The sequence below is a fragment of the Pseudomonas sp. genome, from assembly GCF_051660785.1.
Classification (GTDB): domain Bacteria; phylum Pseudomonadota; class Gammaproteobacteria; order Pseudomonadales; family Pseudomonadaceae; genus Aquipseudomonas.
The window spans coordinates 60,183-80,316 of record NZ_JBOFQE010000008.1; the positions used below are offsets into that span (position 1 = coordinate 60,183).

Genomic DNA, 20,134 nt, shown 5'->3' on the forward strand with positions numbered 1-20,134 from the left:
CTCAGTTCAAGGAGATACACATGAAACGTTCTGTACTGTTAGGTCTGTTCGTTACTGCCTCACTGATGGCGTCCACCTCGTTTGCCGCAGAAAAAGATCTCTGCGCGACCAACCTGCAAACCATTGAAAATGCCAAGGCACAGATTCCACCGGATATGACTGAACAGGTGGCGGACTCCGTCGAGAAAGCTAAAGCCGATCATGCATTGGGCACCAAGAAAGGGACTGAAGATTGCATCGCCGAGACCACCAAAACCATTCAGTCTCTTCAGAAGACAAGTGACGGCGGTAAACCATAGTCCCGGCACAATGCCAACCTTCGGGTTGGCACTGTGGGTCTGGTGGCGTACACCGCGCAGGCGTGTTGTTCATCAGGAGTCACAGAAAACCAAAACCCGCCAAGTGCGGGTTTTGTTGTACCTGGGGTTTGGTAAAGCGTGAACCGCCCATCTTGCTGTAAAAAATGCGGCACCACCCCCGGATCCGCGGAAGTCGCAACGTCGCAGAACCTGTGGGAGCGTGGCTTGCGCGCTCCGCAATCCGCATGATTTTTGCTGCCATTGCTTCTATAAAACCGTTACCTCATAGCCTTTTTTGCAGAAAACGAATTCTTGCGCGATGTCGCAGTCTTTTAAGTAGGCCCCATCAATCCGTGGCTTATGTTGCGACCTCGGCCGAGCCGCCCGCTCATTCGGCAGCACCGAGACCATCAGTTCAAGGAGATATCCATGAAACGTACCACAATAGCTGGTCTGTTCATCTCTGCTGCCATGTTGGCCTTCCCTGTATTTGCTGCGGACAACGACCTGTGTACGAGCAAGCTGCAGGAACTCAAAAACAAAGTGAGTTCACTGCCCGCGAGCTCCGGCAACGCCGCAATGGAGATCAAAAGACTGATGTCCAGCGCCGAAGCGTCCAAAGCCTCCGGGGACGACAAAAAATGCGCCACCGAGGCCACTCAAGGACTGGCACTCGCTAACAACCTGAGCAACCAACCCACCCCATAATCTGCGACGACCAACCTTCGGGTTGGCCTTCTGAGCAGTGTTGGCGTACACTGCGCGTGCTTGTTGCTCACCTTGATTCACAGAGCAACAGGCTCGGGGCCGTTTAGGATTCGACGCCGGTTGCGAAACTTTAGGTGCATGCCGAGTTGGTAACAGAACTCGTAAATCCACTGTTGCAACTTTCTATAGTTGCCAATGACGAAACCTACGGGGAATACGCTCTCGCTGCGTAAGCAGCCTTAGCCCTTCCCTCCTGGTACCTTCGGGTCCAGCAATCATCAGGGGATGTCTGTAAACCCAAAGTGATTGTCATATAGAACAGAATCGCCGTGCAGTACGTTGTGGACGAAGCGGCTAAAACTTACACAACTCGCCCAAAGCACCCTGCCCTTCGGGTCGCTGAGGGTTAACTTAATAGAAACGGCTACGCATGTAGTACCGACAGCGGAGTACTGGCGGACGGGGGTTCAAATCCCCCCGGCTCCACCAAATACGAAGCAAGACAAAACCCGCCAAGTGCGGGTTTTGTTGCATCTGGGGGTTGGTGATTTGTGGTTAAACACACCCAGACCTATGCTGGCGATCTACCCGCAAGGAAGCAGCCATGAAACTCAAGCACTGATTGTCGCGTTAACCTTTTCCCTGACGTCTGGTTGTGCGCACTACAACGACCGCACCACCGACACCAACAAGAACGGGCGGATTGCCTGTGATGCCGAGCCCAAGAATCAGGCTGGCTGCTATACGAAGCAGTCGAAGGACTGGAATTGGGGTGGGCTGAAGTTTGGGGTTGGGGCTTCGAACTAGGCCTGAGCTTGTAGGAAACCGCCGGGATTGAAGGCGTGTTCTTAAACAAAAAATCTCGCCCTGATCCTACAAACGCCGTGATTTTCGGGGACGTTTCCGACAGGTTCCGGCGGTTGTCGGGTAGGAAGGTGAGTGGATAGGCTTTGTCAGTCGCTGCACATCAGCGATCGGGCCTGGAAACCCGAGGGAATAGAGCTAATCAGTAGTCCACATGACATACTGCGGCGTTTTTTTCAGCCTGCAGTTCAATGTTATGGCGGCTGTGTGCGGGAGACCTTCGGGTCTGCCAAGGGTTAGCTCCTACCTCGGTTTCCAGCCCTCGCACAGCTGCCACCCACTCGCCTGGAAATGAAAGTGGCAGCTCCAATTATTTAGGAGCTTTTACCATGATCAAAGAAACCCCAAACCCGCCCGCCCCGGACGACGTTTCCCCCTACGAAGCCATCGATTCAAAAAAACTCCACGACGCCGCCGACCTCGCGCTCGATCACTACCTCAACCCCTCCGCCCTCAAATCACCCGTGGCCCGCAAGCCGAGCACGATGTTTCTCGTTGCGCCGGATTTGAAGGACGAAGACCTGTTGGCCCACACCTGTGAATCGTTAGCCCAGGCCAGTGTGATGGCGAGTGATTTTGCCGGGTATCTGGAAGGCTCACACCGACACACGGCGATGGCAATTCAGCAGATTGTGATGCTGGCGGAATTGGCAGCGAATCGGATGCTGGATAACGTTGAAGTGCCGAAATCTGCGCCACGCAGTTGATCCCCTGCTCGCGATGACGGTGTGTCAGTCGACATCCATGTTGAATAAACTACCGCTATCGCGAGCAGGCTCGCTCCCACATTAGTCCGATGCGTGAGCTGGGGTTTAAAGCACCTTCAAATCCACCGAAACATGCCCCCGCGTCATCCGCGAATAAGGGCAGATCTGGTGCGCAGCGTCAGCCAGTTCCCGTTTCACGCCCTCCTCCAACCCGGGAATGTTGACGTTCAACCTGACCGCCAACTGAAAGTCCCCGCTACCGACCTTGCCCAAATCCACCTCGGCATCCACCGACGTGTCTTCAGGCAATTTGATTTTCATCTTTCCCGCCGCCACCTGTATCGCGCCGATGAAACACGCTGAATACCCCAGTGCAAACAGCTGCTCCGGATTGGTGCCGGGTTTGCCCGAGCCGGGTGAGCTGAACTTGACGTCCAGCTCGCCATCGCTGGATTTTCCGGTGCCGGTGCGACCGCCGACGGTGTGGGTTTTTGCGGTGTAGAGAACGGTTTCCAGTGCTGCACTCATGACGTTAACTCCTGATAAGAATTGAACAACAACGAGGTCATTTAGAGGCCTCGCCCAAGGTGCCGGTGTAGTGCGCCAGGCGTTTTTCGACGTCGGCTTTTTTCTGCAGGCCAAGCTCCATCAGTTGCGTGATTCGCGCCTGCGCCGCCGGGCGTTTGACCGAGCCGATGAAGCCGTCCCATTCGGCGGCGATGGCTTCGTTGGGTGGCAGGCTGGCGGCGTCGACCAGGCGTTTGATGTCGGCGATCGACTGTTTGTCGAAGCGGGCGATGCGCCGGGCCATGGTGTCGACGAATTGATCGAGTTCGGCGTCGGGCAGCGCCCGGTTGACGTAGCCGTAGCGTTCGGCGAGTTCGCCATTGATGTCGTTGCCGGTGAGCAGCACTTCCAGCGCGCGCCCACGGCCCATCAGCCGTGGCAGGCGCGCCATCGGGCCGCCGCCGGGCACCAGGGCGGCGCCGATTTCCCATTGCGAGAGGATGGCTTTTTCGCGGCTGGCGAAACGCATGTCGCTGGCCAGGGCCAGTTCGCTGCCGACGCCGGTGGCGCGGCCGCGAATCGACACAATCGAGACCACCGGCGCCTTGCTTATCCGCACCAGCATGTCAGGCAGCGGCGGCAGACCGGTCGGGCCGTTGGGCAGACTGGTGGTGTCGGTCAGCGGCGGGACAAAGTCGTAGTGAGTCAGGAAGAAGTCCGGGACGTCGCTGTCGAAGACCACGACCACCACTTTCGGATCGGTCTCGATGGCCGTGACGACCTCGTTCAGCTGCGGCATGGTCTCGGGGCCGTAGATGTTGTACGGAGGGTTGTGGAAGGTGACGCGCCAATATTCGGGGGTGATGCGGGAGAGCTTGATCTCCTGTTTTACCGCGTCGGTTGGTTGGGTCTGTGATGCGGATGCTGCGGATGCCTCATCGGCGAGAGAGCCGGTGGTCGCCATGGCGACAATGATGGCTGCGTTGAATAGCTGCAGTCTCATGGGAAAACCTCCAATAGAAAAACATGGGTTCCCGCGTACAACGTTCTACAGTCTGAAGCAGTTTTGGGGCATGCCGGAATGGACCGACTGAACAAGCCTAGCAGCGTAAATTCGACTCACAAGTGACGTCAGTCGGACGAAAAAAAAGGCACTGGCGATCATCGCCAGTGCCTTTTTTGTCCGACCGTAACGTCAGCGAGACAACATGAACGTGTCGTACTCCAGATCTTCCAGCGCCGTCGACAACCGGTGTAAACCCAGCAATACACAAATCAACAACGACAACGTAAACCCGTACCCGAAGAAGCTTGGACCCAGGTACATGCTGAACAGCGTCAGCATCGCGTTCAACACCGCAAACAGCACGCACAGTTCCAGCACCACGGTGCGCTTGTCGAGGTAGAAGAACACGTTGAGCAAGGCCATGAACACCACTTGGATGCTCACGCCGATCAGGTCGATGTAGAACAGCGGCAGGTAATAACTGGAGATGCCCAGCCACTCCAGAAGGCGCGGTGCAAACAGGAACAACAGCACCGCCGTTAGCCCCTGGACCTTGCAGATTTCCAGCAGACCCTGGCGGATCGACAAGGTCATCTCGGTTTTCAGCTGCCCGATGTGTTGCAGGGTTTCGCCTTCGCGGATCGCCCGGAACAAGCGGTCGTACCACTCGGCAAAGTCGGTCTCGATGCGCACCAGAAACACCGCCATGCCGGGGATGATTGCCAGGTACGCGAGGAAGATCGGCAAGTCGTAGAGGATCGAGGCGCGCAGCGGGCCAACGATTTCGTAGGAGGTGCCGGGGTTGAACCAGAACATGAACTTGTCGATCCAGATCCCCAGGTTGTAGAAGAAACCGGTGGCCAGCAGGCTGAGGAAAACATTGCGTCGGTCGAGGAAATCGAAGGCGATCAGTTTCTCGGCGCGGTACTCGCGCAGGATGTCGTAGAGGAACAGAAACAGCAGCGTGCTGTGCCCGATCAACAGCGCCAGCAGCAAGCCCGGCATCTGCAAAAAGCTCAGCAAGTAGGCACTCGCGACCATCAGCGTGTACCCCACCAGCATCACCAGCAGAATGCGGTTATAGGCCTTCATGCCCGAGAGGAAGATGATCACCAGCCACAAGTTGCACAGCACCACGAAGTTCGCCAACACCAGCACGCGGTAAATCAGCGGCTCGTCGAACAGCAAGCCCAGCACCACAATGCCCAACAACCCGGCGCCGAGGGTGACCAGCAACAACACGCCCAACAGGTTGGGCAGGATCTGATCGTATTTGTGTTCGAACAAGCGGTCAGACACGAAGCGCGTGAAGAACAACTGCAAGCCGCCCGTCAGGATCAACGAGGTGGCCATCAGGTACGTCACCGTCACCAGGAACTGCCCGACCAACATGTTCGGCAGCAGCAAGCCGATGCTGATGATGCCCACCAACATCACGCTGATGATCGACAACACCCACGGTCCGGAGCTAATCAGCCCGGCATAGACGTAGGCGTGCAAGGTCGCCGTGTAGGAATCGCGCGAAAGGATTTTTCGCAGTTCAAAGCCAATACCGGCCATTCAGCTGTTCTCCATGGCGGCTTGATACAGGTCGCGGTAACGCTGCAGCATCAAGGCTTCGGTGTAATAACGAGTGACCCGCAACAAGCCGCTGGCCTGGGCGGCCTGCCAGCGTCGCGGGCTGCGCAACAGTTCAAGGATCGCGGCGCTCGTGGCTTGTGGATCGGCAATCGCCACCACTCTGCCGGCGTGCCCCAAGTCGCGGTCTTCGGCGCTGCCGCCTTCGATCAATTCGCGGCACGAGCCAACGTCGCTACTGACCACCGGCGTACCGGCGGCCCAGGCTTCGAGGATCACCAGCGGCTGCGCCTCACTGATCGAGGTCAGCACCATCAGGCCGAGTTTCGGCAGGATGTCCTGGATGCGCTGGAAGCCGAGGAAATGCACCTTGCCTTCCAGGCCCAGACTGGCCATCAGGCTGCGGCATTCGCTGACGTATTCCGGGTCTTCCTCTTCCGGACCGACGATCCAGCCTTCAGCTTGCGGCATGGCGCTGATCACGCCGCGCATCGCCCGCAGAAAGGTTTTCACATCCTTGATCGGCACCACACGGCCAATCAAACCGACCACCGGCGCGATACCGTGGGCGCGGGATTCCAGCGCTGCGGTCCACACCGGCAGGTCGATGCCGTTCGGAATGACTTGGGTGCGGGCCGCGAGGGCGCCGTCCTTGATCTGGCGCTGACGGTTACCGTCGTAGAGCGCGATGATGTTGTCGGCGCTGTTGTACGTCAGCTGGCCGATGCGCTCGAAGAAACGCACCCACAACGTGCGGATGTAACCCGAGCCGGCATCGAGGCTGCGGTTCAGCGCCTGGCCAGAGCTCTCGGCGATCCAGCTGGCCTGGGCCAGGTCGATCTTGCGTTCCTTGGTGTAGATCCCGTGCTCGCTGAGCAGGTAGGTGCAGTTCCAGCGCTGCTTGAGGATGCAGCCGAGGAACCCCGCATACCCGGTGGAAATCGAGTGCAATACCCGCGCTTTCGGCATCCGTTGCGCGGCTTCGGCGAGCATCAGCAACGGCGACTGCATCGCCCGCAGGGTCCAGAAATAATTGACGAAGGACGGGTCGGCGCAATGCTGACGATAGCCTTCGCTCAACGACTCCCAACTGGCGCGGCTGCGCAGCACATCGTCGAGGGTCATGCGGCCTTGGGCGATGCAGTCGAGCAAGCGTTCGCCCAGTGCAGGGTCCGGCGCATCCGGGTGATGCAGGAAGCGATACAAGTCCTGCAACTGCTGCTCGTCAGCCTCCCGGGGCTCAATCAGCCTGTCGGTCGGATGGGTCGCATCTTCGAGGAACACTTCTTCGATGTGCAGCACGTTGGCCGGCACTTCGTAGCGTCGGGACGGATAAGCCTGACGCTGGCCGCCGATGAACATCACCGAAAAGGTCAGTTCCGGCAGGCCGAGGATCATCTGGTGAATCCAGCTGGAAACGCCGCCGCGCACGTAAGGCCAGGTGCCTTCGAGCAGTAGACAGATGTCGGCAACCGGTGCCTGTTCCTTGAAACTCATGTCCAGCTCCTGACCAATGCGGCGAACGGCGGCCGCTGACGGGTTTCCTCGGGGAGGCGTGCGAGCAGACCGGGAATTTCGTGGTAACGACCGGCCTCGAACGCCAGCTCGGCGCGAAACGGCAGCACTTGTGCCGCGCCCATGCCGTTTTCCTGAGCCTGACTGAGCAGCACCTCGGCACGCTCCACGTCACCACGCTCCAGTGCGATGCGCCCGGCCAGCAACACCAGCTCACCGCCCTCGCCCGCGGCCAGACCAAGCTCGGCATGTTCGCTGGCTTGATTGAGCACGTGGTCGAGCACGCTGCCTTGCGCCAGGCCCAGATACGCCAGCTCCCAATACCAGCGCGCCAGCCTGCCGTGCAGCGCACCCGCCGCTTTGGCACTGGCGTCGGCCAGTTCGCCGAGTGCGATCTGGATGTGCAGGTTGATGTCGCTTTCCTGCTTGTCGAGCATCGAATACGCTAGCAACCGGACATCGTCACTCGGGTCACCGAGGGCCAGTTTGAGGATCGGCACGGCTTCTTTGCCGGGCATGCGGCGCGTGGCCAACAGCGCGGCCAGACGTTGATCCGGGTCCGGCGCATGCCGCAACACGTCCTGCAAACCGCCATCGGCGAAGATCGGCGAGTGCAGTTGCAACTGCGCGCGGAACGGCAGTTTCGGAATGCCCACCGCTTGCCACGCTTGCTTGTCGCGTTTGCGCGGCAGGTACAGCGCCGGGAAGATCGCCGCCACCACGCCGACCGCGCCGAGCACCGGCACGAAGAACGCCAGGCTGAAGATAAACAGCGGGCTCCACGGCAGCGGCGAACGGTAGCGCGCCGGCAGCAACAGCCACACGGCCGCGCACAACATCACGCACGCCAGGCCATGGCTGAGGGTGAACACCAGCACTTGTTGTAACTCGGGGGCCACGAGCCACAAACTGGCCCAACTGCCCGCCTCTAACAACAAGGCTCCGCTAAACAGCCACTTGCTGATCATTCAGGCCACACTCGTTGAACAGGAAATTACGCAGCCCGTTGCGTTCACAGCCAGGCTCCAGGTTGAACGGCAACACGCGCACGCCGAGGCTGTCGAGGCTGCTTTCAATGCCAAAGTGTTCGTGCAGCATCAGGTTCATCCGCGCCAGATAACCTTCGGTGCCTTGCGGACTGGTCAACGGCAACAGCACCAGCAACAGCTGATGATCGCGGCTGTTACGCAGCGGCAATTGCAGATCGAGGCCACGCTGGCTGCGTTCGAACAGACGCGACAGCTCATCGTTGGGACGGGTCATTTCGAATGCGAAAAGGCCAGCCGCCAGCTTGTGCTGCTCGACGTCCACCAGCGAACGCTTGAGTTGCAGCGTGAACTGCTGCGCATCGGCGTCGGCTAGTTGCAGCACTTGCGGGTCGCGGCGCAGCAGGTCGGCGATGTGCCCGGCGAGCAACGCCAGCAGGCTCAGCGTACGGTCCTGGAAAGCGAAAAACGGCATCTGCCGCACCGCCAGAATTGCCAGCAAACGCCCCTCGGCATCGATCAGCGGAATGCAGGCCTGCAACGACGAGAACTGCGCCGAGCTGCCGGCATCAATCAGTTCCTGACGCACGCTGACCAGCTCACCACGCTCCAGGCACAGCTTGACCAGACCGTCTTCGGTGCCCAAAGGCCCCATGACGCCGATGGTCGCCAAGGCTTCGGGCAACACGTTTTCTTCACGCTCATCGACGCGATACAACCCGGCCACGCGTAACGCACCGTACTGACCAAGCATCGCCACGATCGGGTCGGCCAACGCCGCCAGTGCATCGCCTTCGTCCGGCATCACCCGCAGCTTTTCGCGCAAGCCCAGCAACGAACTGCGCAGGCTCTGATCGCTGCCCGCCACACGTTGTTCCAGCAGGTCGTGGGAGACCCGCAGAATCTGGTGCGCGCGGGTGAATTCGTCGAGTCGATACTGGCGGTAATCGTTGGCCATCTGCAGCCGCTGCAAGCGTCGCTCCCACAGATCGCGAACCTCACCTACCAGCATGCCGCTGACCAGCACGCCGACGATGAAAGACGGATCAAGCTGGGCGTAGGCTTCATGCCCGATGTAGCGCAGCGCAAACAGTGCCGCCACCAACAGACCGGCGCTGAGCAAGCCGCGCACGAAACCGTAGCGCACGCCCAGCAACAACGGCGCCAGCACAGGCCAGGGGAAACCGGCGTGCATTTGCAACGGGTCTTCGGGGGTCAGCCACAAGCCGAGGCCGATGGCCCCGCCGGTGACCAACAGCGTTTCCAGCCAGGACACCGGACCGCTGGCACGCGGCGCGAGGCTGTAATCCATGTGAGGAGAATTCATTGCATTCACTCGAACCGAAGGGCGCCAACAAGTGTGTCGAGCACCGATTGCGCGGTGCCGGCCAGGCTTTCACGGGACCAGCCCGCACGCGCGCCGCTTTTGCTCCAGAGCACACGACCGCTGCTGGCTTCGAGCACGCGCAGGCTGATGCCCACCGCCGGTTCGCCGTCCAGACCGTTCTTGTACTGCCACTCTTCAACGCTGCCGGCGACCACGTAATCGAGCTTCTGATCACGTGCCCAATCGAGGGCGCCAGCCAGGCGTTCGTTATCGTCCATCAGCGCTTGTTCGCCCTGAGTGCTGACCGGGTAAACCCGTGGTTGCAGACCATGGCTGCTGAGCACGCTGAGCAGGATCTGCTCGGCGCGCTCACCGGCTTGCGGGGTTTGCGAATAGTTGATCATCGGCACGGTGCCCCACTTCGCAGTACGCGAAAGATTCGGGCTGGTATCGCCGGTGAAGCTCGCGCAACCGGCGACGAACAGGACTGCCAGAGCCAGGCTCAGATTACGAATTGCTTGCATCAGTTTTTCTCCTGTAAACATTTCATGATCAGCGTCCGAATCGCACGCCGTAGCTCACACCCAGTGTTCCGCCTGCCTGACCATCCCCGCCTTGTGGCGCGGATTGGTAGCCGACGGTGAGGGCCAATTCGTCACCGCCCAGCACCTCGACGCCGATCCCGGTGTTGATGCCGTAGTTGAAGGTTTGATCCAGCCATTGCCAGCCCGCCGTCACGTCCACCAGCCAGGTGTATTGCGGGCGAGTGCGCACCAGCGCGCCCGGCAAACCGCGACGCCATGAGCTGCCGACATACAGTTGGCCATAACGGCTTTGCAGCAGATCGTCGGCCGTTACGACCGCGGGGTCGTCCGAGTCATCAACGCTTTTCACCGGGCCGCCGTTGGCGCTGGACAGGTAGTCCAGCGTGCGGTCCTTGACGTTGTTGTGCTGGTAATCGACACCGCTGCGCACGGTCCAGTTCGGCCCCGCAAACTCCAGCGTGTGGTTGTATTCCATCTTCAGCGCCTGGCCGTTGCCCAGGGAATCGCCCGCACGAGTCGAGAACGATTTCTGTGCCACTTCCCAGCTGATCTGATCCCGCGCCGTGAGTCCGTGACGACCGCCGACCCACACGCTGTCGTGTTGGCCGAAAGCGCGCATCAGGCCGCTGTCTTCGCTTTTGCGATGCCAGTCCAGACCGGTCTCGATCTGATCGCTGGCGCTCAACTGCCAGGTCCGGGACAGGCCCAAACCGTTGCGGTCGTCGTCATCGCGCTGGCTGGTGTCGGCGAACAGTTTGTAGCCACCGTCCTCAACAGAACGCTGCAGGGTCAGCGCGGCGTTGCGCTCATCACCCATGCGCGATTCGATCAGTTGATCGCTGTTGTAGGTGCCCTTCTCCAGCTCAAGATTGGCGTACCACTGAGCGCCAAGGTTGTGCGCGATTTGCAGACGCGGGGCGTTGAATTCCAGACCACCGAAATCCTGTTGGTGCCAGGACAATTGCGCGCCCTGCGGCGTCAGTTCCTGGAGCTCAACAGCCTGACGGCGCAGTTGTTCGCGCACGGCCGCTGGCTGGTCGTCACCCAGTGCGGACTGGCTGAGGTCTAGGGCTTCGTCGAAGCGGCCGAGACGACTCAGCGCCTGCGCCCGTTGCGCCGGGTTGAGGTCGCTACTGGCCAACAGCGTTTCGACTTGCGCCTTGTTACGGCTGCGCAAGGCTTGCTGAATTTCTTCATAACGCTGGACCTTCAAGCCCTGGCTCCGAGCCCAATCAAGCCATTGGTCTTTCTGTGATTCCTGATTCGTCGCGTCGAGACGCGCCAGCAACCGTTCGAACCACAACTGCAGCATCGCCGGCGAACCGTCTTTCCACTGCGCCACTTCCTGCTGCGCTTTGCCCGGCGAATAACTGCTGGCCATCAAGCGCAACCAGATCGCGTAACGCTGGGACGATGGCTGAATGTTTTCGCCTTCGGGACTGCGCAGCAGCTTCAGGCGCAAACGTTGAGCAGCGTCCTGATAACCGGCGTTTTCGAGTGCATCGGCATAGGCCGCGCGCACCAGCCAATCCTGCGGACTGGTCTTGAGGTACATGCGGTACCAGGCCAACGCTTCGGCATCACGGCCAAGCATCTGACTGGCACTGGCGAACGGCAGCCACAGGAGTCGATCCTGCCGCGCCTGCGGTTTCCATTCCGTCAGCAACGGTTTGAGCGCGGCGGTGTTGCCTTGATCGACGTACAGCCACATCAAGCGCTCACGGAACAGGTTGTCATCCGGGAAGCGCGACAAGCCCAAGAGGTACAAGCGCTGCGCCTCCTCGACGTTGCCCTGCTGCACCGCCAAGGCACCGCGTATCGCCAGCACTTGCGCTTGCTCGTTCGCCTCGGGGTATTGCTCGGCGTCTTTGAGCAGCGCAACCACTTGCGGCCAATCCTGCAATTCCTGGGCTTGCTGCAAGGCTTCGACCAGGCGCAGCGGATCATGCGCACGGTTCCAGCTGCCGACCATCATCGTCAGGGCGCGTTTCGGATCACTGGTGCGATACCGGGTGATCAGCTGACTCTCGTCGCCACTGTTGAGCGAACCCTTGATCGCGAGGAGTTTTTCCAGGGAGTCTTGCAGCTCATCATCAAGTTCCAGATCCCACGCCAAAGCAGCGCGCAGACGCCAATAACCCTCATCGGTGATCTTGCGGTTATCGACCTGCAACACGTCCCACGCCGCCTGGTTATCAAACAGCTTCAGGTCGGTATTGGCCCAGTCGATACGCTCGGTCGTGGTCAGGGCAAAACGTTTCGAGTAGTGCTTGTAGACCTCGACCTTTTCGGCGAACTGCCCGGTGTTTTCGAGGTTTTGCAGCAGGCGTGTCCAGGCCAGACGATGGTTTGGGTACTTGCGCAAATAGGTGTGCAACCAGGCTTCGGCTTGCGTCGGCGTGCCACGTGATTCGTGGCCGTAGATCAGCGCATCGAGTTCAACGTCGGTCAGCGCGCGCTGCTCCATGATTTCGGCAAGCAAAGGGATCGCCCGGTCGAAGTCGTACTGCTGGCTGGCCAGACGCCAGGCGTGTTCCCGGGTTTGCGGGTCTTCGCGCAGTTTCAGCAGACGAATCCAGTAGCCAAGCGCGGCCTGACTGTCGCCACGCCATTCGCCCAGATGCCCCATTTGTTCGAGCAACGCCAGGTCATCCGGGTGTTCAGCGACAAGCTGCTCGCCACTGTCCCACGCACCAGCCAGGTCACCGAGGGCCAGACGCATGCTGAATTCCTTGCGCAGGATTTGCGGATTGTCGGGCTGCAACACGCGCCACTGATCCAGAAAACGCTGCGCCAGGTCGAAGCGCTTGCTGCCGACGGCAACGTCGACGCCCTGCTCCAGCCACGGCGAATCGGTTTGCGGATCCTTGAGCTGATCCAGTTCATCGGCCAGCACACGCGCAGCCTGCTCACCGCGACCGGCGGCCAACAGACTGTTGAACGCCAGTTGCGCGTATTCACGACGCTCGGACGCTTGCTGGCTGTCTTGCTTGAGCAGCAGATAGATGTCGGCGGCGCGGCCAGGTTGCTCACCGGCCAGATACCACTGCGCGGCGGACTTGAGAGCGGTAATGCGCTGAGCCGGGTCGCGGTCGGCGATTTCTTCGTAGACGCTGGCAGCGAAGGCTGGCGCCTGTAATGTCAGCGCAAGCTTGGCCAGGTTGTGCAATTGCGGCAGCGGCAGCAAGCGGTGATCGAAGCTTTTCAGGCGTTCGATCAAGGCTTTCTGCGCCACTGGATCGTCAGCTTTCGCCGCTTCCAGAGCATCGAGTTCCAGCCGGTAATAGGCCTGCAACTCAACGACCGGTTTCGGCCAGTTCTCAAGGTGCTGACGCGCCTTCGGGTAGTCGCCGAGACGGATCAGCAGATCGACCAGCTGCAAGCGCAGGTGATCGTCATCCGGGTGCGCCGCCAGCAGCAGTTCGGCGTAATTGGCCGAGACCGCATCCGGCTCGCGGCCGTCCGGCTGGAACACTTCTTCGCGCTGGAATGTCAGCCACAGCAGCCCGCCCACGGCGACCGCCACCACCGCCAATGCCCAAGGATTGAGCAAGCGGCGGCTTTTAGTGGCTGAGGAGTTAGATGCAGTAGAGCTGACCATGACTCACCTGCTTCATTGGTAATTGAAAAGTCCACAGGCCGGCGGATGCCTTGCCTGCAAATTGTTGCCCGTCCACTTCCACCCGGCAGCTGCTCGCCGAGCGCACGGAGAAGGTCAGGTCGACCTGCCCGGCAAACGAAAAGCTCACGTGCTTTTCGTCCACATATTTCCAGTCCAGCAAGGGCAGATTGGCCTCCTCCAGCGCCAGCCGTTGATCCCGGTCGGGACGCAACACCAGCAACGCCTGGTCACTGCTCAACGCCACATACCGGCCTTGGGGCAAGTCGCGAACACCGGCGACGCCTTGCGAGCGCAGCAGATCCGGCCAACCCATTTGCGGGTCGAGTCGCAGGGTGCGTAGCGCGTCCATCCCGCGAACCTGCCAGTCGCCCTCTGCGGTGCGCGCCAGGCTCGCCTGATACAAACCGTGCACACGATCGAGGTAGTCGCTCATCCACAGCGACATCGGTTGCTGATCCTTCATGTAGCCGTAGATCTCGTTCATCGCCTTGATCGAGGCCTGCTTGGTGCTCGAATAGAAGTGGTAATACAGGTGCAGACCACGCAAACGTCGCGGGCTGTCGGTCAGTTCAAAGGTGTCGATCACATCGCGAAAACCGTAATACGGCCCCTTCCACAGGTTGGTGTAGAGGTTCTCGTTGATGATCGGCGCGTAGTACTGCAAGCCGCCCTCAGTGGGGCGCAGTAATGGATTGAGGCCGGTCAGCGACGGGTTGGCCTTGGTCAGCATGGTCTCGGCGCCATTGACGTTTTTCAGGCCCGCGTCGTAGGCCAGCTTCAGGGTGGCTGCCGAGGGCAACGCATCGCCCGGCCAGAAGATCAGCTTCACCGGTTTTTCCGGGGTGGTGAGCTGTTGATTGATGTAATCGCGCGAGCCAAAAATCTCCCGGCGGAAATCGATTTTGTCGTAGCCCGGAATGGCCATTTTCAAGCCGTATTCCGGGTTGAAATTCTCGCGTTTCTGCGCCAGTTCCGGCTGCATGAAAAACGGATGGCTGAAGGTGTGGCTGGCGACTTCGACTTTCGGGTTGGCAAACAACTCACGGGCGATGGGTTCCAGCTCGCGGGCCAGAAACGGGAACATGCCGCGCGGTGAAATCTCGCCTTCGACGATCGACACCGAAGTCAGGAACGGGTTGGGCCGAATGAAATCGTCGAGCACCTGTTTGCCGGCATACGGCGTGCCGCGCACTTCGGCGCGCGACGGGAAACCATCGCCATCGATGTGCACGGTGGCGATGCGGCGGCCGTTTTCAGTGGTGGTGTCCGGACGCGGCTGCACCGGCAAGCGCAGGCTGGCCTGGAGGAAGGCGAACGGATCGAGAATCCAGCGGCTGCGCTCGTTGTTCGTTTCGAGAATGTACGGCGCGAGGGCTACACCGCCCCACTCGGCCGTCGCCACCGGGGCAAATGTCTGGCCGTCGGCAGCGGTCAGCAGCAACGCAGCTTTCGGACCTTTGGGCAGCAGGGAAATCGCGGTCAGGTCACGGGATCGGGGCTGCACCGGAGCTTCGAAAGCGCCGATCAGCGCCTTGTCCTGATAGCTGACGGTCAACGCTTGAGTGCCGATCGGCGCCGAGCGATTCAGGCCCAGGCGCTTGAGCAATAGCGGATCCTGAATCGGCAGGCCGGAAAAGAACACCACCGGAACCTGTTCGTCCAGACGCTTGCCGATCCAGCTATTGAAAGCCGCTGCGTCCTGCGGCGGGCCGCTGGTCATCCAGGTGATGATGCCGGCGTACAAACCGCTAAAACGGTGTTCCGGCAATGAGCTATCGGCGGGCAGGTAATCCACCCGGTAACCGAGGTATTCGAGCAAACCGCCGAGCAAGGTGTGCCCGGCGTTGCGCACCAGATCACCTTCGCGCGGATCGTAAAGCAGCGCGATTCGGCGCGGCTGGATTTCGATGCTGCTGATGCCCATCGAGTCCAGTTCAGGCGTGCCGATGTAGGGAATGAGACCTTCATCGCGCAGACGCTTGGCCAGTTTGCGCGCTTCGTCGCGACGCTCTGGCGGCAGGTAGTCGATCGCTACCAGCGGGATGCCTTTGGCGCGCAACGGTTGGATCTGGGTTTCCAGCCATTCGCGGTCGGCTTCAGGCACCGGGCGATAGCGCTTGGCGGTAGCGTCCCAACCAGCGTGGATCGATTCGATCGCCACCGCGGCGGCTACGCCATCGAGGTCGGGCAACACTTCGAAGCCACGGTTGAAAAACAGCTTCAGGTTCGGCTGACGCTGGTGCAATTCCCGCAGGAAACCGGCGAGGGCCGCACGCTGTGTTTCTCGCGACGACTCCGGCAACAACTGGAAGCTGTCGAGGGTGTCGAGGAACAGCCCGGCGTAGCCTTCGGCCTGTAACGCCTTGGCTCGGCCGAACAAATGTTCACGCCAGGCGGGTGCCGCGAGGTCCATGACCTGACTGTCCCACGCGCCATTGCGCACCGGACTGACCGCCCCCGTGAGGGATGCCTTGTCGAGTTCGGCCTTGCCACCGTGGAACTCGCCCACCGACAGATAGGCGAACGGCTGGCTGCCCAATTTGCGCAGGGTTTTTACGTCGCCCGCGGTCATATGCCCCGGCTCGACCACCGACCAGTCGAACTGAGCCAACTCGGAAATGGGCGGTTGATCGGCGTACCAGAAAACCACGCTGGCGGGTTGCGGTAATGCTGCGGCCTGGACGGCGGGCCCGCTCACGAACAACGCTAAAGCGGCGAGCAGCCGTTGAGCGGCCGCGCGGACACGCGTCCTGCGAAAAACGATTTCCATAACTCACTCTTGAATGGACTGAACCGATACTGCTTGGATGTCGGACAGTGGAACCGGCCGGGTTACAGGCTGCGAATAAGCTGCGACAGCCCCTTGCCGATGGCGGTCGGTTCCGGGAGCTTGAAACGCTCCAGCAGGCGACTGTTGTTGGCGCGCGAATGGCGAATGTCGCCCTGACGTGGCGCGTGATGAATCACCTTCAACGGGCTGCCGGTGACGGCGCCCAATTCAGTGATCAGGTCGTTGAGGCTGGTGGAACGACTCAGGCCAACGTTCACCGCGCCGGGGCTCGGTTCGCTGACTTCCAGGGACTGAACGAGGATGCTCACCAGGTCCTGGACATAGACGAAGTCGCGGGTCTGCGAACCGTCACCGAAAATCGCCACCGACTGCTCGGCCATGGCCAGCTTGGTAAAGATGCTGATCACACCGGAGTACGGTGATGACGGATCCTGACGCGGGCCGAAGATGTTGAAGAACCGAAAGATCATCGGTTCCAGACCATGTTCGCGGCGATAGAAATCGAGGTATTGCTCGCTGGCCAGTTTGTCGCTGGCATACGGCGTGAGCGGGGATTTTGGCGTGTCTTCGTGAATCGCCGTGCCTTCGCCGTTGTTGCCGTAAATGGCTGCGCTGGACGCGAATACCACGCGCTTGATCCCGGCCTTCACCATGCTTTCGCACACGTTGAGGGTGCCGACGAAGTTGCTTTGATGGGTACTGACCGGATCATCCACCGACGCTTGCACCGAGGCCACCGCGGCCAGGTGAACGACAGCACCACAATCGCGCATGGCTTGTGCCACTACAGCGCCGTCTGCAACATCACCGATGACCAGGTTCAGATTGGCATTATCCATCGGCAGATTGCTGACCTTGCCGGTGGACAAATTATCCAGCACACGAACCTTGTAGCCTTTGCCCAGCAACGCTTCTACGAGGTGCGACCCAATAAATCCGGCACCGCCAGTCACCAGTATTCGCTCAACAAACATGAAATCTCTCCCTGAACAGTAGAGCGGATACGAGTGGTTGAATTCCGCCGAGTTTGTGGCGCAAGGCCATCAAAACGCGGCCGATAATGGGAGATCAGATTGACACTGTCAATACTTTGTCTAACTTATCGCCGAGCGGTAATTTCCTGCCAAAAACGTCACTTATTTGACGACGTTTATTGGCTACACGCTGTCATACAATTGCCATTCCAGACCGTCAAACTACGTCTAGAACGGAACTTTCGCCATGTCTCAAGTCCTCCTTATTATCGACGTCCAACCTAGCTTCGACCCGCCGCAATGGCTCCTCGACGGCATCCGGAAAATCGTCGGCAAACTGCCCAGCGTTGCTACTGTTGAACGTCACGACGAATCGAAAACACCTTTTGAGAAACAATTGGGATGGCACCCTGCTCCGGACGATGAAAGCTTGATCGATGCGGATCGCATCTTTATCAAGCACGGGTATGCGCCGTCCATTGAGACCATTGAATACTTGAAAAGCCTGAAGGTGGATCGCGTGTTGGTGTGCGGGCTTCAGACCGAGACCTGCTGCCTGGCGGCGGGGTTTGCACTGTTTGACGCGGGATTGCAGCCGACGTTGATTACGGATTTGACGGTGGGGTCATCGCTGGATCGGTCGGGGGCGTTGGGGGTGAGGCTTTGGGAGCATCACTTTAAGCACACGGTGAGATCAGATGAGCTGTAATCAACCGGGCGCGCTGTTCTAAGGGCGATCAACATGAACATCTGGATCACTTCTGCCCTGACAGTCATGGTTTTCCTGTCTGCACAGGCCGCCACCGACGTTGCCCCCCGTGTCGAACAAGTCCCTTTCGACAAGGGCACCAATGCTGTCGAGATCAAACAATCCATCCAGGGCCGGCTTACTGCGCAATACCGTGTGAGCGCGAAGGCGGGCCAGATACTGACCGTCGACCTCAAGCCTTCCAACACATCTGCCTACTTCAACATCACCGCCAAAGGCGCGGACTACGCGCTATTTAACGGCTCGATCATGGGCAATCACTTCATGGGGCCGTTGCCCGTCGATGGCGAATACACGGTTCAGGTGTACCTCATGCGCAACGCCGCACGGCGCAATGAAGTGGCGAACTACAACCTTTCATTAAACCTCAGCCCATCTGATACCTCGGACAATACTCAACCATTTGACCAGACGCTTGAACTGCTGGGCATTCGTTTTCATGTGACGGGGAAATGGGTCGACGGCAACCCTGCCGTGCGTATCTCGCCTCAGGGGCTTGAGGTCGATAATTCGGATATCACCCGGTCGCTGACCGGCAACATCGTCCGGGCGGAAGTCGCGGACCTCGATCAGGATGGATCGCCGGAGATTTACGTGTTTGTCAGATCCCCTGGGCGCGGGTTGCCGGGGGAGTTGGTTGCGTATGCGGCCAATCGCAAGAAATCGCTGAGCGAGATTTATCTTCCGGTTGTTAGTGAGGATGCGAAAGCGGCGGAGGGGTATCAGGGCGAGGATGAGTTTGCGGTGGTGGAGGGTTCGTTGGTTCGGCGGTTTCCGGTTTATGAGAGTGCGGATGATGGGGCGGGAAGGACGGGGAAGATTCGGCAGGTTCGGTATCGGTTGGTGGCTGGGGAGGCTGGGTGGGTTTTGCGGGAGGATGGGGTTACGGAGTATTGAGATACGCAGTCACTTAGTTTGTAGGGACGTAGTCTTCGTCCTAGGAAACTTCCCGCAACTCGTATCGGCTTTCATGAACTGGCGGAAGCTGTTCCGCGTCGATAGCCTTCAGGTGTCGCTGCAAATCAGCGATCGGCTTTGACAGGCTGAAAAGTGTACCCTTTCACTCCTCCCGATCAGGCGGCATGCTCACGCGCATGCAGTCTCGTTTATGGCGGCTGTGCGCGGGGCATCTTCGGATGCACCGGGTTCTCACACTTCCGGTCTGTCAACCCGCGTACGGCTGCCACCCAATCCTGTTTGACAGCAGGGGATGGCAGCTTCTCTCAATAGTGTGAGGAACTTCATAATGAAAAAGATCACTCCAAATCCGCCCAAATCTGCGGCATTTTCAGACGCAGACGCACCCGATTTAAGCCAACTTTCCGAAACTACCGAACGCATCATCAGCGCCCGCCTCCGCAACCCAAATCACCCCGACCCCATCAGCCACGTCTTCACCATCCTGCCCGACGTCGACACGCCAACCCTGCTCGCTCACGCCTGTGAAACCCTCGCCTCGCTCAACGTCATGACCACCGACCTCGCCTGCGAACTCGAAGGCTCGCGCCGCAACGTGGCACTGGCAATTCAGCAGTTGGCGGTGCTGGGTGAGCTGTTGGTAAATCGAGCGCTGGACAACTTCGACCCGCCCGATGGCGCGTCCGAAGTTCCGTCCGCCAGCCACCACTGAGTGGTCGCGCTCTTTTACCGAATGGAGGTTTTGTCATGGATCGATACATGCCTGTCACCGGCATCGACTGCACCATCGCGTCGCTGCTGATCGACACCCAAGCGCCGCTGGACGTACTGCACGAAACCGCGGCTTACCGCATCCGCACCGCGACTCAATTGCTGGAGAGCTTTGCTGTGAGCGAGGGGGTTCACAGTGAATTGGCGCGAGTGTTGGTGACATCACTGCGCGATGGTTGCGATTTGATGGATGTCGTCGGCCGACGATTGCAGGCTCAGGTTTCGGCATAGAAAAAATGGGCGACCT

17 protein-coding genes and 1 other RNA gene are annotated in these 20,134 nt (G+C 59.8%); 8 read left to right on the forward strand and 10 right to left on the reverse strand.

The features are described 5' to 3' along the window. Positions 1 to 20 precede the first annotated feature (20 nt). The 4 genes from ACRC4F_RS02690 (at position 21) to ACRC4F_RS02705 (ending at position 2,578) form a co-directional block, all read left to right on the forward strand. Positions 21 to 299: a hypothetical protein gene (locus ACRC4F_RS02690; protein WP_438657960.1), complete on the forward strand. Its 279-nt coding sequence runs from the start codon at positions 21 to 23 to the stop codon at positions 297 to 299. Positions 300 to 728: 429 nt separating this feature from the next. Continuing rightward, entirely contained in the window at positions 729 to 1,007 is a 279-nt protein-coding gene (locus ACRC4F_RS02695) for a hypothetical protein (protein ID WP_438657961.1), read from the forward strand. A 95-nt stretch (positions 1,008 to 1,102) separates the two neighbouring features. Further along, positions 1,103 to 1,496: a transfer-messenger RNA gene (ssrA, locus tag ACRC4F_RS02700) on the forward strand. Between the two features lie 704 nt (positions 1,497 to 2,200). Further along, a complete protein-coding gene (locus ACRC4F_RS02705) occupies positions 2,201 to 2,578 on the forward strand; it encodes a DUF6124 family protein (protein ID WP_438657962.1) in 378 nt (125 codons plus the stop codon). 105 nt (positions 2,579 to 2,683) lie between these two features. Here the strand turns inward: ACRC4F_RS02705 and ACRC4F_RS02710 are convergent, their stop codons facing one another. The 10 genes from ACRC4F_RS02710 to ACRC4F_RS02755 form a co-directional block, all read right to left on the reverse strand. Further along, a complete protein-coding gene (locus tag ACRC4F_RS02710) occupies positions 2,684 to 3,106 on the reverse strand; it encodes an organic hydroperoxide resistance protein (RefSeq protein ID WP_438657963.1) in 423 nt (140 codons plus the stop codon). Positions 3,107 to 3,143: 37 nt separating this feature from the next. Further along, entirely contained in the window at positions 3,144 to 4,088 is a 945-nt protein-coding gene (locus ACRC4F_RS02715; RefSeq protein ID WP_438657964.1) for an enoyl-CoA hydratase/isomerase family protein, read from the reverse strand. Between the two features lie 192 nt (positions 4,089 to 4,280). Further along, positions 4,281 to 5,651 (reverse strand): exopolysaccharide Pel transporter PelG, encoded by a 1,371-nt coding sequence (pelG, locus tag ACRC4F_RS02720; RefSeq protein ID WP_438657965.1) that lies wholly within the window; start codon positions 5,649 to 5,651, stop codon positions 4,281 to 4,283. Then, positions 5,652 to 7,166: a GT4 family glycosyltransferase PelF gene (pelF, locus tag ACRC4F_RS02725; RefSeq protein ID WP_438657966.1), complete on the reverse strand. Its 1,515-nt coding sequence runs from the start codon at positions 7,164 to 7,166 to the stop codon at positions 5,652 to 5,654. It abuts the gene before it with no gap. Next, positions 7,163 to 8,152, reverse strand: coding sequence for a HEAT repeat domain-containing protein (locus tag ACRC4F_RS02730; protein ID WP_438657967.1), 990 nt, complete (start codon positions 8,150 to 8,152; stop codon positions 7,163 to 7,165). Before ACRC4F_RS02730 ends, pelF begins: the two co-directional genes overlap by 4 nt. Continuing rightward, positions 8,130 to 9,497: a PelD GGDEF domain-containing protein gene (locus ACRC4F_RS02735; RefSeq protein WP_438657968.1), complete on the reverse strand. Its 1,368-nt coding sequence runs from the start codon at positions 9,495 to 9,497 to the stop codon at positions 8,130 to 8,132. Before ACRC4F_RS02735 ends, ACRC4F_RS02730 begins: the two co-directional genes overlap by 23 nt. 5 nt (positions 9,498 to 9,502) lie before the next feature. After that, entirely contained in the window at positions 9,503 to 10,021 is a 519-nt protein-coding gene (locus tag ACRC4F_RS02740; RefSeq protein WP_438657969.1) for a penicillin-binding protein activator LpoB, read from the reverse strand. Between the two features lie 28 nt (positions 10,022 to 10,049). Then, a complete protein-coding gene (locus ACRC4F_RS02745) occupies positions 10,050 to 13,643 on the reverse strand; it encodes a tetratricopeptide repeat protein (protein WP_438657970.1) in 3,594 nt (1,197 codons plus the stop codon). Continuing rightward, entirely contained in the window at positions 13,621 to 16,434 is a 2,814-nt protein-coding gene (locus ACRC4F_RS02750; RefSeq protein ID WP_438657971.1) for an endo alpha-1,4 polygalactosaminidase, read from the reverse strand. Before ACRC4F_RS02750 ends, ACRC4F_RS02745 begins: the two co-directional genes overlap by 23 nt. Positions 16,435 to 16,496: 62 nt before the next feature. After that, entirely contained in the window at positions 16,497 to 17,429 is a 933-nt protein-coding gene (locus ACRC4F_RS02755) for an NAD-dependent epimerase/dehydratase family protein (RefSeq protein ID WP_438657972.1), read from the reverse strand. Positions 17,430 to 17,676: 247 nt separating this feature from the next. On the opposite strand from ACRC4F_RS02755, the gene ACRC4F_RS02760 reads away from it, so the two are divergent. From ACRC4F_RS02760 to ACRC4F_RS02775, 4 genes are all read left to right on the forward strand, one after another. Then, positions 17,677 to 18,138, forward strand: coding sequence for an isochorismatase family protein (locus tag ACRC4F_RS02760; RefSeq protein ID WP_438657973.1), 462 nt, complete (start codon positions 17,677 to 17,679; stop codon positions 18,136 to 18,138). A 33-nt stretch (positions 18,139 to 18,171) separates the two neighbouring features. Next, entirely contained in the window at positions 18,172 to 19,095 is a 924-nt protein-coding gene (locus tag ACRC4F_RS02765) for a hypothetical protein (RefSeq protein WP_438657974.1), read from the forward strand. 349 nt (positions 19,096 to 19,444) lie between these two features. Next, positions 19,445 to 19,828, forward strand: a complete 384-nt coding sequence (locus ACRC4F_RS02770) for a DUF6124 family protein (protein ID WP_438657975.1) — start codon at positions 19,445 to 19,447, stop codon at positions 19,826 to 19,828. 35 nt (positions 19,829 to 19,863) lie between these two features. Further along, complete coding sequence (locus tag ACRC4F_RS02775; RefSeq protein WP_438657976.1) at positions 19,864 to 20,118, forward strand: hypothetical protein; 255 nt, start codon at positions 19,864 to 19,866, stop codon at positions 20,116 to 20,118. The last annotated feature ends 16 nt before the right edge of the window (positions 20,119 to 20,134 follow it).

Bases quoted from the DNA above. Each gene is read 5' to 3' on its own strand.
- ACRC4F_RS02690 (WP_438657960.1), top strand. From the start codon at position 21: ATGAAACGTTCTGTACTGTTAGGTCTGTTCGTTACTGCCTCACTGATG.
- ACRC4F_RS02695 (WP_438657961.1), top strand. From the start codon at position 729: ATGAAACGTACCACAATAGCTGGTCTGTTCATCTCTGCTGCCATGTTG.
- ACRC4F_RS02705 (WP_438657962.1), top strand. From the start codon at position 2,201: ATGATCAAAGAAACCCCAAACCCGCCCGCCCCGGACGACGTTTCCCCC.
- ACRC4F_RS02710 (WP_438657963.1), bottom strand. From the start codon at position 3,106: ATGAGTGCAGCACTGGAAACCGTTCTCTACACCGCAAAAACCCACACC.
- ACRC4F_RS02715 (WP_438657964.1), bottom strand. From the start codon at position 4,088: ATGAGACTGCAGCTATTCAACGCAGCCATCATTGTCGCCATGGCGACC.
- pelG (WP_438657965.1), bottom strand. From the start codon at position 5,651: ATGGCCGGTATTGGCTTTGAACTGCGAAAAATCCTTTCGCGCGATTCC.
- pelF (WP_438657966.1), bottom strand. From the start codon at position 7,166: ATGAGTTTCAAGGAACAGGCACCGGTTGCCGACATCTGTCTACTGCTC.
- ACRC4F_RS02730 (WP_438657967.1), bottom strand. From the start codon at position 8,152: ATGATCAGCAAGTGGCTGTTTAGCGGAGCCTTGTTGTTAGAGGCGGGC.
- ACRC4F_RS02735 (WP_438657968.1), bottom strand. From the start codon at position 9,497: ATGAATTCTCCTCACATGGATTACAGCCTCGCGCCGCGTGCCAGCGGT.
- ACRC4F_RS02740 (WP_438657969.1), bottom strand. From the start codon at position 10,021: ATGCAAGCAATTCGTAATCTGAGCCTGGCTCTGGCAGTCCTGTTCGTC.
- ACRC4F_RS02745 (WP_438657970.1), bottom strand. From the start codon at position 13,643: ATGGTCAGCTCTACTGCATCTAACTCCTCAGCCACTAAAAGCCGCCGC.
- ACRC4F_RS02750 (WP_438657971.1), bottom strand. From the start codon at position 16,434: ATGGAAATCGTTTTTCGCAGGACGCGTGTCCGCGCGGCCGCTCAACGG.
- ACRC4F_RS02755 (WP_438657972.1), bottom strand. From the start codon at position 17,429: ATGTTTGTTGAGCGAATACTGGTGACTGGCGGTGCCGGATTTATTGGG.
- ACRC4F_RS02760 (WP_438657973.1), top strand. From the start codon at position 17,677: ATGTCTCAAGTCCTCCTTATTATCGACGTCCAACCTAGCTTCGACCCG.
- ACRC4F_RS02765 (WP_438657974.1), top strand. From the start codon at position 18,172: ATGAACATCTGGATCACTTCTGCCCTGACAGTCATGGTTTTCCTGTCT.
- ACRC4F_RS02770 (WP_438657975.1), top strand. From the start codon at position 19,445: ATGAAAAAGATCACTCCAAATCCGCCCAAATCTGCGGCATTTTCAGAC.
- ACRC4F_RS02775 (WP_438657976.1), top strand. From the start codon at position 19,864: ATGGATCGATACATGCCTGTCACCGGCATCGACTGCACCATCGCGTCG.